The sequence below is a fragment of the Bacillota bacterium genome, from assembly GCA_036504675.1.
Classification (GTDB): domain Bacteria; phylum Bacillota; class Sulfobacillia; order JAJYWN01; family JAJZPE01; genus DASXUT01.
In genome coordinates this window covers 1-12,164 of the sequence record DASXUT010000095.1, presented here as the reverse complement: position 1 = coordinate 12,164, position 12,164 = coordinate 1, and the positions used below count along the sequence as shown (strand labels likewise).

General features: G+C 64.4%; 13 protein-coding genes. 5 read left to right on the top strand and 8 right to left on the bottom strand.

The window, feature by feature from the left end:
• Positions 1 to 629 (bottom strand): alpha/beta fold hydrolase (locus VGL40_07310; GenBank protein HEY3315074.1); only part of this gene is annotated, 629 nt, incomplete at its 3' end.
• Between the two features lie 2 nt (positions 630 to 631).
• Positions 632 to 2,170: a PIG-L family deacetylase gene (locus VGL40_07305; protein ID HEY3315073.1), complete on the bottom strand. Its 1,539-nt coding sequence runs from the start codon at positions 2,168 to 2,170 to the stop codon at positions 632 to 634.
• Between the two features lie 351 nt (positions 2,171 to 2,521).
• Between VGL40_07305 and VGL40_07300 the strand changes: the two genes are divergently transcribed.
• The 5 genes from VGL40_07300 (at position 2,522) to VGL40_07280 (ending at position 7,164) form a co-directional block, all read left to right on the top strand.
• On the top strand, positions 2,522 to 3,682 hold the full coding sequence (locus tag VGL40_07300; protein ID HEY3315072.1) for an ABC transporter substrate-binding protein: 1,161 nt from the start codon (positions 2,522 to 2,524) through the stop codon (positions 3,680 to 3,682).
• 72 nt (positions 3,683 to 3,754) lie between these two features.
• Complete coding sequence (locus VGL40_07295) at positions 3,755 to 4,639, top strand: branched-chain amino acid ABC transporter permease (GenBank protein HEY3315071.1); 885 nt, start codon at positions 3,755 to 3,757, stop codon at positions 4,637 to 4,639.
• A gap of 14 nt (positions 4,640 to 4,653) precedes the next feature.
• Complete coding sequence (locus VGL40_07290; protein ID HEY3315070.1) at positions 4,654 to 5,703, top strand: branched-chain amino acid ABC transporter permease; 1,050 nt, start codon at positions 4,654 to 4,656, stop codon at positions 5,701 to 5,703.
• On the top strand, positions 5,690 to 6,457 hold the full coding sequence (locus tag VGL40_07285; protein HEY3315069.1) for an ABC transporter ATP-binding protein: 768 nt from the start codon (positions 5,690 to 5,692) through the stop codon (positions 6,455 to 6,457). Before VGL40_07290 ends, VGL40_07285 begins: the two co-directional genes overlap by 14 nt.
• Positions 6,454 to 7,164 carry an ABC transporter ATP-binding protein gene (locus tag VGL40_07280; protein HEY3315068.1) on the top strand — a complete coding sequence of 237 codons (711 nt, stop codon included), beginning with the start codon at positions 6,454 to 6,456 and terminating at the stop codon, positions 7,162 to 7,164. The genes VGL40_07285 and VGL40_07280 overlap by 4 nt, the downstream gene beginning before the upstream one ends.
• A gap of 102 nt (positions 7,165 to 7,266) precedes the next feature.
• On the opposite strand, the gene VGL40_07275 is transcribed toward VGL40_07280, so the two are convergent.
• From VGL40_07275 to VGL40_07250, 6 genes are all read right to left on the bottom strand, one after another.
• Positions 7,267 to 8,040: an ABC transporter permease subunit gene (locus VGL40_07275; GenBank protein HEY3315067.1), complete on the bottom strand. Its 774-nt coding sequence runs from the start codon at positions 8,038 to 8,040 to the stop codon at positions 7,267 to 7,269.
• Complete coding sequence (locus tag VGL40_07270; GenBank protein ID HEY3315066.1) at positions 8,027 to 8,953, bottom strand: ABC transporter ATP-binding protein; 927 nt, start codon at positions 8,951 to 8,953, stop codon at positions 8,027 to 8,029. The genes VGL40_07275 and VGL40_07270 overlap by 14 nt, the downstream gene beginning before the upstream one ends.
• Positions 8,932 to 9,321 (bottom strand): GntR family transcriptional regulator, encoded by a 390-nt coding sequence (locus tag VGL40_07265; GenBank protein ID HEY3315065.1) that lies wholly within the window; start codon positions 9,319 to 9,321, stop codon positions 8,932 to 8,934. Before VGL40_07265 ends, VGL40_07270 begins: the two co-directional genes overlap by 22 nt.
• Before the next feature lie 206 nt (positions 9,322 to 9,527).
• Positions 9,528 to 10,730 (bottom strand): ABC transporter permease, encoded by a 1,203-nt coding sequence (locus VGL40_07260; protein ID HEY3315064.1) that lies wholly within the window; start codon positions 10,728 to 10,730, stop codon positions 9,528 to 9,530.
• Positions 10,727 to 11,446 (bottom strand): ATP-binding cassette domain-containing protein, encoded by a 720-nt coding sequence (locus tag VGL40_07255; GenBank protein ID HEY3315063.1) that lies wholly within the window; start codon positions 11,444 to 11,446, stop codon positions 10,727 to 10,729. The genes VGL40_07260 and VGL40_07255 overlap by 4 nt, the downstream gene beginning before the upstream one ends.
• 168 nt (positions 11,447 to 11,614) lie before the next feature.
• Positions 11,615 to 12,164 (bottom strand): toast rack family protein (locus VGL40_07250; GenBank protein ID HEY3315062.1); only part of this gene is annotated, 550 nt, incomplete at its 5' end.

Genomic DNA, 12,164 nt, shown 5'->3' with positions numbered 1-12,164 from the left:
CGGTCAAGGAAGCGTTCAAAGGCCCAGGCCTCGCCACGTGAAGCGGGCAACCGCACCTGGAGGATACCTTGGCGAAGGGTCTTCCGGTCGGCCTCGGTGAGCCGGCTTTCGTCGGCCGCCAGGAATCGGAGGCGGCGGCGGAAGACCGGCTCGGTGGCGACGACCCGGGACCACATCCATCCCAGGGTCGGGAAGCGCAGCATCATCCGGATCGCCGTCGACAGGGGGCGGGGATTCAAGCCGGAGCTGTCGATCACGACGAGCCGATCGACCCGCGTCTGGTGCATCCGGGCCACCTCGACGGCGATCTGACCGCCCATGGAGTGGCCGGCCACCCGGAGCGATGACAGCCCGAAGGCCTTGATGAAGGCCCCGGCCGCCTGCGACAGGTCGGAGATGTGGAAGCCCCGCCCCGGCCGCTCGGACCGGCCGAACCCCGGGAGGTCGATGGCGTAAACGCGGAAATGGCGGGCCAGCGCCGGCATAACCAACCGCCAGTGGTCGGCGCTCCCGCCGAAGCCATGCAGAAGCAGGACCGGGTGGCCGGCCCCTCCCGCGGTGACATAGCGGATCCTCAGCTTCTGATGACCCACAGGGAGCGTGACATAGCGATCGCCGCTGGGTCCCATGATCACTCGATCCCCGTTCCTTGATCCGGTCTGGACCCTGATCGAAACCCGCCGGAACCGCCCAGCCCCATAACCTGCCACGCGCTTCGGTCGATGCCCAGGTTGGCCAGGCCGGTCTGGGCATTCACATAGATGCGCGGGGGCGAGCCGATGGCCCACAGCGGCAGACTCACTTCGACGGAATTGCGGACCGCCTTGACGATCACATCTCCCTGGCCCGGGAGTCCTTGATTCGACGAGTTGACCAGTTCGACCCGAGACGGTGGGTGGACCTTCAAGGTGACCTGCCGGCGAACCGGACCGACGGTTTGGGTGAGGGGGATCAGCCGGATGGTGTAGGTCAGATCGGCGGAAACTGGACGCCGTAGCTGGAGCAATAGGAAGAGATGGGTGGAGTCGTAGGCCACCGATAGGGTCTTGATGTCCCCACTGCCCTCGAGCCTTCTGGCGACGGTATCCCCGGTCGCGTCCAGCAGCTGGGGCGGAAGACCGGCCCACTGGCGCGGATCGCCGGACACCGTGATCCGGCCGTCCTCGACGTGGTGGGCCGGGATCTCCCCGAGGGCCCCGAAGATCTCGTTGGCCCTGGCGAAGCTGGTCAGGAACCGCCGCATGATGGTCAGCTGGCTGCGGTAAGCCAAGACGGCCTTGTATTTGAGATCGGTGACGTCGGCCGGGTCGGGCATCGAGTGCCACAGGGTGGTCGTGTCGTCCAAGGTGGTCGGGGGGGCCAGGATTCCCTTGAGGTGAAGCCCCTTGGGGGCTGGCCAATCGCCCCGGTGAACGAGATACAGATAAACCAACGGATTGGCGGCGAAGGTCTGCCCGTTCTGCCTCAGGTCATTCAGAGCATAGGTGGCGAAGGCGTTGAGGGCCCAATGATCCGGGTGGGCGTCGCTGGGGTGGGGCATGACGATGATGTCCGGCTGATAGGCCGTCATCACTTCTTCCAGGTCCGCGAGGAAGGACTCACCGCTGTACGGGGCGCCCGGCGTGAAGCTGTTCACGTAAGGGGAATGGGAGGCCTTGGTGTAGGGCGACACGTATGGTGCGTCGCTGCTCCATTGATCGAGCCAGAGATGGGACAGGCCACGATCGGGATAGCCCAGGAAAATTACCTCATCCTTGGCCACCCCCATCAGGGCCAAGGCGCTAAGGCTCTCCTTCTGCCGGACGTAGCCGAACTGGATGTACTGGGCCGGGGTGAGCCTCAGGCGCCGATACTGATCCTCGACGGCGTAGCGGAAACCATCGCCGTTGGTGGCCAGGACCACTCTAACCTCGTCGCCCAGGCGCCTGGCCTGGATGATCAGACCGCCGGCGCCCAGGGTCTCGTCGTCGCTGTGAGGGGCCAGGACGAGGACTCTCTTCCCGGCCTGAAGCCCGATCTCCCCGGCCGGCGAGACTCGCCCGGGGCGGGGGAAGAAGTAAAAGAATGCCCCCAGGGCGAGAGCAATGAGCCCGACCGCCAAGACGAGGACCTTCAGGGCCCGCCAGAGGCGTCTCCGATTTATCTTAGGCCAGCTAAGGAAGCGTCTCATGGGCCTCCAGGGGGTTTATCCCTCATGACTGCCGAACTCGGATTCGCAAAAACCGCTGTCAGATTTCCTCACTTTTCCGGTGATTCCTCTTCTCCCTTACGCTAGCAGGTCTTGCTTATGGGCAACAGGGCGAGTTGGGTGAAAAAACTCTATTGGGCGCCTTGCTCCATGGAGGAAAAAATTCGAGCGCCACGAATCAATGCAAAATACATCGCAGTGGTTTGGGCATTTTGGCCATAGTTCGCCGGTCGTAAACCCATCTTGGTAATCCATCACAACTGATAACTACTTACCCGGCGAACCCCGACGGCACTCGGACCATGGCGATGAAAACCAAGAGGAGGGTTCAGAATGAGGTTCCCGCGGCTTTTTGCTCTCGTCGCCATCGTCGTTCTGATCCCTGCCGTAGCCCTATCCGGTTGCGCGGGCGGGGGCGGCAAGGATAAGAACACCTTGAGGGTCGGCGTGGTCACCCCGCTCACTGGTGACGTCAAGACCTTCGGCGAGTCGACCAAGAACGCCTTCCTACTGGCCATGGAGCAGGCCGGCGTGACCGACAAGGGCGGCAAGATCGGCAACGTCCCGGTGGAGTTCACAATCATGGACGACCGCAACGACGCCACCGAGGGCGTCAACGTCGCCACCAAGCTCATCAGCGAGACCAAGGTCCAGGCGATCATCGGGTCGGTCACTTCCAAGGTGACCATCGCCATCAGCAACGTGACCAACCCGGCTAAGGTCGTCCAAGTCACCAGCACGGCCACCAACCCGAAGGTCACGGTCGAGGACGGGAAGCGGAAGGCATTCACCTTCCGGGCCTGCTTCATCGACCCGTTCCAGGGGACGGTCGGGGCCAAATTCGCCCTGAATAACCTGAAGGCCAAGACGGCGGCCACACTCTATGACCAGTCCAACGACTATACCGTCGGCCTGGCCCAGTACTTCAAGGAGGCCTTCGAAAAGGGCGGCGGCAAGGTCGTCTTCGAGGCCTCTTACGGCAAGGACGACACCGACTTCTCGGCCGTCCTGACCAAGATCGCCGGCCTCAAGCCCGACATCCTCTACCTGCCCGACTACTATCAGAAGGTCTCCCTCATCGGCGGCCAGGCCCGGGGCAAGGGGATCAAGGCCGTCTTCCTCGGCGGCGATGGTTGGGACTCCTCCGACCTGGACTTCAAGGCGATGGATGGCGGCTACTTCACCAACCACTACTCGTCGGACGACCCCCGTCCCGAGGTCCAGACCTTCGTTTCGACCTACAAGGCTAAGTACGGCAGCGTGCCCGACGCCCTGGCCACCCTGGCCTATGACGCCACCAACATGCTGATCAGCGCGGTCAAGTCGACCCAGAGCAACGATCCCGAGAAGCTCCGCGAGTATCTCGCCAGCGGTACCTTCAGTGCCGTGTCCGGGACGATCAAGAACGACGCCAACGGTGACCCGATCAAGGCCGCCGTGATCCTCCAGATCAAGGACGGCAAGCAGAAGTACGTCGCCACCGTCAATCCCTGAACCGTCAGCCCTTAGGGGGGAGGGCCCAGCCCTCCCCCCTTTGCATCCCAACCCTCGGGGGGCCAAGAGTCTATGATTGAGGCCATCAACCAGATTCTCAACGGGCTGCAACTGGGGTCAGTCTACGCCCTAATCGCCCTCGGCTACACGATGGTCTACGGGATCATCCGCCTGATCAACTTCGCCCACGGCGACGTCTTCATGGTCGGCGCGTTTGTGGCCTTTTTCTCAACCGCCAGCTGGGGCCTGCCGTTCTACATCGCCGTGCCCCTGAGCATGGCCGTCTGCGCGGTCCTCGGAGTGACCATCGAACGCCTGGCCTACCGGCCGCTCCGCTATCAGGCCCGAATCGCCGCTTTGATCAGCGCCATCGGTGTCTCACTCTTCATCGAGTACGGTACGAGTCTCAAGTTCGTCTTCGGTCCGAACTTCCGGGTCGTGCCGAGACCCTTCAACGTCGCCCAGTGGGACGTCGGCGGTGTTCAGTTCTCCAACATCCAGGTCATCGTCCTGGTGACGGTGGTCGTCCTCCTGACCGCCCTGCAGTACATGGTCACCCGGACGAAGATGGGCAAGGCGATGCGGGCCGTCTCCTTCGACCACGACGCCGCCCGTCTGATGGGCATTAACGTCGACGCCATCATCTCTTATACCTTCGCCCTCGGCTCGGCCCTGGCGGCGGCCGGTGGGGTCCTCTACTCGGCCGCCTATCCCCAGATCAACCCGTTCATGGGGATCATGCCCGGCCTGAAGGCCTTCACCGCGGCCGTCCTGGGGGGCATCGGGAACATCCCCGGGGCCATGCTCGGCTCGCTGATCATGGGCGAGGTCGACGTGCTCTCGGCGGCCTACCTGTCCTCGCGGTTGCGTGACGTCTTCTCATTCAGTATCCTGATCCTGGTCTTGCTGATCAAGCCCTCCGGGTTGCTCGGCAAGGCGGGACCGGAGAAGGTCTAGGGGGTGAGGCAGTCGTGAAACAGAAGTTCACCGGCGGCCTTCCCTTCGTCCTGGCTGCCGCGGCCGTCTTCTTCGCTCTCCGCGAGGTCCTGGGGATCACCGAGATCGTCAACGCTTACTGGCAGCTAATCCTGGACCAGGCGATGATCATCACCATCGCGTCCATCGGCCTGTCGATCATCTACGGCTTCTGCGGCCAGTTCTCCCTCGGCCACGCGGCCTTTTACGGCCTCGGGGCCTACGCCGCCGGGCTGATCAGCAAGCTCTACGGCCACGGCAACTACGGGGTCTTCCTCCTCGGCCTGGTGGCCGCGGCGGCTTTCGCCGGGATGGTCGCCTTCCTGATCGGCAGGCCGATCCTCCGCCTCCGCTCCGACTACCTGGGCATCGCTACGATGGGCTTCGGAATCATCGTCAAGGTCCTCATGGACTACTCGAACAAGTGGATCCCGGCCACCAACGGGGCGACCGGGATGACCGGGGTCCCCCAGATCGCCAAGTTCCCGGCCGTCTTCATCGTCCTGTTACTGGTCGTCCTGCTGGTGCGCAACCTGCGGCTGTCGTCCTTCGGACGGGCCTGGATGGCCGTCCGCGACGATGAGATCGCCGCCGACGCCATGGGGGTCGACACGACCCGGGTCAAGACCCTGGCCTTCGTCCTCGGGTGCGCCCTGGCCGGGCTGGCCGGCGGGCTCTACGCCCACCGCTACCCGATCGTCCACCCGTCGTCCTTCGACTTCCTGAAGTCCTTCGACTTCCTGATCATCGTCGTCGCCGGCGGGCTGGGCAGCCTGAGCGGAACGGTCGTCACCGGCATCTCCTGGGTCTTCCTCCTCGAGGTCCTGCGGGCCGTCCTCGGCCAGAGCTTCATCGACTTCCGAGGCGTCCTCTATGCCCTGGCCCTGATCCTGGTGATCATCCTGAGGCCGAAGGGCTTGCTCAGCGGTCTCGAGTGGCAGGCCCTCATCCCGCGGCACGTGCCTGGGGCGAGGTCAGCCGGTCGACCGGCCGAGCCGGGCGCGGACGGCTCGATGAAGGGGGGCATGCCCGATGCCGGTGCTTGAGATCAAGGACCTGAACAAGAACTTCGGCGGCCTGCGGGCCGTGGCCAATTTCAACCTGAGCATGGACCAGGGTGAACTGGTTGGCCTGATCGGCCCAAACGGGGCCGGTAAGACGACGGTCTTCAACCTGGTGACCCAGATGATCCCGCCCTCCTCGGGCGGCGCGGCCTTCCAGGGTCAGAGCCTGGTCGGCCTCAAGCCCTTCCAGGTCTGCCGGCGGGGGATCGCCCGGACCTTCCAGAACATCCGCCTGTTCAAGGACATCACCGTCCTCGACAACGTCCGGGTGTCCTTCTGCAACCACCTGGGGTATGACCTCTTCGGAGCAGCCCTCCACCTCCCGGTATTCGGGCGTTCGGAGGCCGCCCTGACGGCGAGGTCCCGTGACATCCTGGGCCTCCTGGGCCTGGCCGACAAGCAGTACGAGGTGGCCGGCTCGCTGCCTTACGGGCAGCAACGCCGCCTCGAGATCGCCCGGGCCCTGGCGACCGACCCGAAGCTGCTCCTCCTCGACGAGCCGGCGGCCGGGATGAACCCGGCCGAGGTCACCGCCCTGGTTGAGCTGATCCGCTCGGTCAAGACCCAGTTCAGCTTGACCGTCCTGCTCATCGAGCACCAGATGGGCCTGGTGATGAACCTCTGCGAGCGGATCGTCGTCATGGACTTCGGCCAGATCATCGCCGGGGGCACGCCGGCCGAGGTCCAGGACAATCCCAAGGTCCTCGAGGCCTACCTGGGGAGGGCTGTCGCTTGATCCTCGAGGTGAAAGACCTCAACGTCGCCTATGGCAACATCCTGGCCCTCCACGGGGTGTCCTTCGAGGTCCAGGAGGGCGAGATCGTCACCCTCATCGGGGCCAACGGCGCCGGCAAGTCGACCAGCCTGAGGGCCATCTCCGGGCTGGTCCGGGCGCGCAGCGGCAAGGTCGTCTACCACGGGCAGGAGATCACCCGGACGACCGCCCACACCATCGTCCGACTGGGCATCGGCCATGTCCCGGAAGGGCGAAAGATCTTCGCCAACCTGACGGTGGCTGAGAACCTGGAGATGGGGGCCTACACCCGAACCGGGGGCGGCCTCGAGGCGGCCTTCGAACGCGTCTTCAAGAGCTTCCCCCGGCTGAAGGAGCGGCTCAAGCAGAACGCCGGGACCCTCTCCGGCGGGGAACAGCAGATGCTGGCGATGGGCCGGGCTCTAATGTCCACACCCAAGCTGCTACTGCTGGACGAGCCGTCGATGGGTCTCTCGCCCATCCTGGTCCAGGAAATCTTCTCGATCATCCAGGAGATCAACCGGCAGGGAACGACGGTCCTCCTCGTCGAGCAGAACGCCTACATGGCCCTGCAAGTGGCCAACCGGGCCTACGTCCTGGAGACCGGTCGGATTGTCCTCGCCGGCCCCGCCGCCGAGCTGCGGGAGAACCCGCGGGTCAGGGCGGCCTACCTGGGCAACGCGGTGTAAAGGGCCCGCCCCATGTCGGGCGGTGCCGGCTCAGACAACGATAAAAAGACCCTCGCCGGGGCAACTGCCATGGCGAGGGTCTTTCGTTTCGGCTGGGCGGCCTCAGAAGTCCTTCCGCTCCAAGAGGCGGGCCCCCACGAGGTAGACGGCGGCGGTGATGGCCAGCATCACCAGGACATGGAGCCATTGCGGGTCCCCGCCGCTCACGGCCACCGGTGCGGCCGAGAAGTAGTAGAACAGCGACCAGCGCTGGGTGGTCTTGAAGAAACCCAGGACTGACAGGGCGATGAGGAAGATGGCCGAGGCCCCCCCGGCCTTGACCGGGTCGTCGAAGCCGACCGAGGCGACCACGGCCAGGGTCAGGACGACCAGGCCGGAGGACAGGGCCAGAGGCAACGAGGCCAGGTGCAGGCCAAAATCGTAGGTCTGGCCGATGGCCAGAGACATCGGGTAGAGCAGGGCGGTGCCGGCGATGATCATGGTCACGAAGATGGCCGCCTGGGCCAGCCACTTGGAGAAGAGGACGGTGCCCCGGGAGACCGGTTTGGTCAGGAGGTAACTCGCCGTCCCGCGGGAGACCTCGGAAGCCATTGTGCTCATCCCGAGGAGGATCAGGAAGAGCGTGGACATCTGATAAAGGCTCTTTCCGAACCAACTCGACCAGACGTAGGTGGAGTAGGAGCCCATCATCGCGTTGATCTGATTCTTGAAGAAGTCGGGAACGGTCTGGCCGGCCGATTGGAACATGCTCTGGAGGTAGTTGTAGGCGAAGACGTTGGCCGCCGCCGAGGCCACCAGCACGGCCGCGAAGGCGACCGCCTTCCAGCGGTTCTCCCGCAGTTCCTTGAGGAAGACGGAGCGATTAAGCGAGAGCAAGGCGCTCACCCCCGGCATAGTCAATGAAGATCTCTTCGAGGTTCATGTCGATGACCTCGAGGTAGGTCGGACTGGCGGACTTGAGCCGCTCGGCGATAGCGTCGAAGCCGTCCTCCACGCTGATCAGCAGACCGCGCCCCTCGCGGATGACCGAGCGGACCCCCGGCCAGCGCTCCAGGTCCGACGGAGCGTCCCCGGAGGGGACGACGCGGATCTTCTTGTTGTTGGTCTTCAGGTGGTCCATCGTGTCGGCCAGGACCAGGCGCCCGCGGTTGAGGAGAGCGATATGGTCGGCCACCCGCTCCACGTCGGCCAGGATGTGGCTGGACATGAAGACGGTCTGCCCGGCGGCCGAGACTTCTTGCAGGACCGACGACAGGAACTGCTTGCGGGCCAGGGGGTCCATCCCCGAGGTCGGCTCATCCAGGATGAGCAACTCGGGCCTGGGACCAAGGGCCAGGACCAGCGCCAGTTGCGCCCGCATGCCCTTGGAAAGGGCCTTGACCAATCGATCCTCGGGCAGTCCGAAGAGCTTCAGGTAGCGGGCGACCACCGCGGTGTCCCAGCGCGGGAAGAGCCCCTGGGTGAAGGCGATCATCTCGCGCACCCGCATGTAGCCATAGATCTCAGTGTTCTCGGGCACATAGCCGATCCGGGCCCGGGCCTTGATGTTCTCGGCTCCGAGGTCGTAGCCGAGGACCTTGGCCCCACCGGAAGTCGGTTTCAACAGGCCCAGGAGCATCTTGATGGTCGTTGTCTTGCCGGCCCCGTTGGGCCCGAGGAAACCGAAGACACTGCCTTTGGGGACCACGAGGTTCAGGTCGGCCACCGCCTGATTGGACCCATAGGTCCGGGTCAGTAAGTTGGTCTCGATGGCCTTGGCCGGGCCGCTCAGGTCTTCTGCTTGTACCATTTCTGCAAACCCTCCCGAAATAACCGCTCGACGTCTCCGTCCGATAGATCCAGATGAAGCGCCTCAACCATCACCTGGTCGACCAGCCGAGTCAGGACCCGCTCGCGTTCTCCCTTGATCAGCGTGGAACCCGTCCTGGCGACGAACGTCCCCCGGCCCTTGGCCGTCACGATGACCCCGGCCGCCTCGAGTTCCTGATAGGCTTTGGCGACCGTGTTCGGGTTGATCGTCAGACTGGTGGCCGCGTCGCGGATGGATGGCAGCTGCTCCTCTGGTTGCAGGACCCCGCTGGCCACCGCGTGCTTCACCTGGTTGACGATCTGCAGGTAGACCGGAACACCGGCGGACGGGTCGATATGGAACCACAAGCTGGCTGACACCCCCTGTCCTTACGCCGACCGGTCGCTGCGACCTGAGGTCGTAGTGGGCCTGGCTTCGTAAGCCTACTGTACTAATTCACTAATACACTACAGCAGTAATATACCCCCCCCCGAATCGTTTGTCAAGCCTCTAGACTCGGGCGGGGGGCAATTGGCGGTGGGTCGGGCGACAGAGCCGGCTTGAGGCTCGACGGCTAGCTTCGGAAGAGGACGCTCTCCCGGCGGAAGAACTGGCCGGCGATGCGGACGGCTGCAGCCGCATAGATCAGCGAGAAGAGGAAAGTATCGCGAAGGTGGGCCGGGTTGACGATCCCCATGACCAGTTCCTTGAAGGCCATGACGGCGTTCATCACCGGGATGTAGAAGAAGTACGCCGGAATGTCGGCCGGTGCCGAGAACTGGGTGAGCATCCAGGGGATGAGGATGATGAAGGTGATCGGGGTCAGGTAGGTCTGGGCCTCGCGGAAGCCGCGGGCGAAGGCGCTGATGGTCAGCTCGATGGCGGCGAAGAAGGCCGACAGAGTCAGGGCGATCAGGAAGAGCCAGCCGATTTGGGCCAGGGTCAGGCCGAAGCTGGCCGTCTGCCCCGGTTCCAGGGAGACCGGGGAGAGCTTGAAGGCGACGGCGAAGCCCAGGACGGAGATGGCCGCGGCGATCAGCGAGCTGACCACGACCACCAGGTACTTGCCTACGGCGATGGAGATGCGCGAGACCGGGACGGTCAGGAGGGCCTCCAGGGTCCCTCGCTCCTTCTCCCCGGCGGCCAGGTCGATGGCCGCGTACATGCCGCCGGTGGCCGCCCACATCGCCAGGAGCATGGGTAGAATCATCCCCAGGAGGGTGGCCCCCATGCGCTCTTTCGGGGCGACGTTCTCCATGCTGATGGCCAGCGGGGAGAGGATCGCCGGGTTGATCCCCTTGGCCTGCAGCCTGGCAGCCACGAGCCCCTGCGAGAAGGTGCCCAGGGCCTTGTCCACCTTCCCCTGGACCAACGACGACTTCTGGTCGGAGGCGTCGAAAGCCACCCGGACCTGGGCCGGGGTTTCGCTCTTCAAGCTCGCCTCGAAGTCGGCCGGGACGTAGACGATGGCCAAAGCTTTGCGGTTCTCGAGGGCCGTAGCCGGGTCGGCGTCCACCAGGGTGAAGTCGCCCGTCCCCTTGAGGAACTCGATCAGGGTCGGGGCCTTGTCGGCGCCGACGACGACGATGTCGGAACGGCTCTTCTGGACGTTCTCAATCTGTCTGATGGCCGCCCGCGGGGCGATCAGGGTCATCAGGGGGACCAGAACGACCGGCAGGATGATCATCGCCCACCAGGTCCGGCGATCCCGGATGGTGTCGCTCATCTCTTTGCTGAAGACGGTCCAGACGTGACGGAAGTTGAGGCGTTCTCTCATTGCTCGTGACCCCCGATCAAGCGAAGGAAGACGTCCTCGAAGCGCTCGCGGTTGGCCGCGAGGTCATCCATGGTCCCGGAGGCGATGATCGCCCCACGGTGGATAATGGCCACCCGGTCGCAGAGCTTCTCGACCTCGCTCATGATGTGGCTGGAGAAAATGATCGTCTTGCCCTCCCGTTTGGCTCTGAGGATGAACTCGTCGACGGCGTGGATGGCCGTCACGTCAAGGCCGGCGGTAGGTTCGTCGAGGAGCATCACCGGGGGGTCGTGGATCAGGGCCCGGGCGATGCAGACCTTCTGCTTCATACCCTTGGAGAACTTGCCGACCCGGCGGTCGGCGTATTCGTTCATGTCGAGCCAGGAGAAGATATCGGCGATCCGGCCCTCGAGCGCCTGCCGGCTCAGGCCGTGGAGGCGGCCGAAGTAGGCCACGTTCTCGCGGGCCGTGAGTCGGTCGTACAGCCCGGCGTCGGAAGCGACGAAGCCTATGGTGGCCCGGACCTTCTCCGGCTGCCTGACGACGGAGAAGCCGTTGACAATGGCGTCGCCGGACGTGGGGGTGAGGATCGAAGCCAGGAGACGAAGGGTCGTCGTCTTACCGGCCCCGTTCTCGCCCAAAAGGCCGAAGATCTCACCCGGCTTGGCGGTGAAATCGATCTTGGCCACCGCGGTCAGGTTCTTGAAGGTCTTGGACAGTCCTTTGACTTCTACCATGGAACTCTGGATGCCCCCCTCTGGTTAAGACCCGCGCCGATTCAGCAAACCGGGGCAAGGTGGCCGGCAAAACACAAGCCCGCCCAGAGTGTACCACATTCCAGGCGGGCTTCCAAGGCTTTCGCTGGGAAGACGAAGCTGGTTCAATCGGGTTCGGACGGGCTTGTTTCAGCGGGGAAGGAGCTCGAAGCTCCCGATGCCACCGGTGAAGTTAATCTCGATCTTGGTCGAGGCGGAGTCGTAATCGGGCGAGGTCCAGGTGCGTCCATCCCGATTGTATTGAAGCGAGCTCAGGTTGGAGGAACCGATACCGGTCTGGACGGTAACCTTGACCCCGGCCGACCTGGGCACCTCGACCTTGGTCGACGCCGCCCCGGCCTTGATGTTCACCCGGCAGAGGGGCACGCGGTCACCCAAGGTGATGGTGGTCGAGGAGGCCCCGGTATTGAAGTCGAGGCTTTCGACCTTGGTCTCGCGCAGGTCGAGGCGGTTCGAGCCGGCCCCGACGTTGGCCACGATGGCCATGGGAAGGTCGCTGTTCAGCCGGATATCCCACTTCTGACGGGCCGAACCGGTGCTGACGCCGTTGGTCGCCTGCTTGATGGTGACGTCGTTGCCCTCGGAGGTGACCTCGGGACGCATGGATGCGGGCCAGTTGCGTTCCTCCAGGTGGGCTTCCACCAGCGCCTGGGAGCCTCCGAAGAGGGTCAGCTCCCCG

What these genes read in the sequence shown, in the direction of transcription:
- VGL40_07270 (HEY3315066.1), bottom strand. Translation starts at nt 8,953, where the DNA reads ATGGTACAAGCAGAAGACCTGAGCGGCCCGGCCAAGGCCATCGAGACC.
- VGL40_07260 (HEY3315064.1), bottom strand. Translation starts at nt 10,730, where the DNA reads ATGAGAGAACGCCTCAACTTCCGTCACGTCTGGACCGTCTTCAGCAAA.
- VGL40_07305 (HEY3315073.1), bottom strand. Translation starts at nt 2,170, where the DNA reads ATGAGACGCTTCCTTAGCTGGCCTAAGATAAATCGGAGACGCCTCTGG.
- VGL40_07255 (HEY3315063.1), bottom strand. Translation starts at nt 11,446, where the DNA reads ATGGTAGAAGTCAAAGGACTGTCCAAGACCTTCAAGAACCTGACCGCG.
- VGL40_07295 (HEY3315071.1), top strand. Translation starts at nt 3,755, where the DNA reads ATGATTGAGGCCATCAACCAGATTCTCAACGGGCTGCAACTGGGGTCA.
- VGL40_07285 (HEY3315069.1), top strand. Translation starts at nt 5,690, where the DNA reads ATGCCGGTGCTTGAGATCAAGGACCTGAACAAGAACTTCGGCGGCCTG.
- VGL40_07300 (HEY3315072.1), top strand. Translation starts at nt 2,522, where the DNA reads ATGAGGTTCCCGCGGCTTTTTGCTCTCGTCGCCATCGTCGTTCTGATC.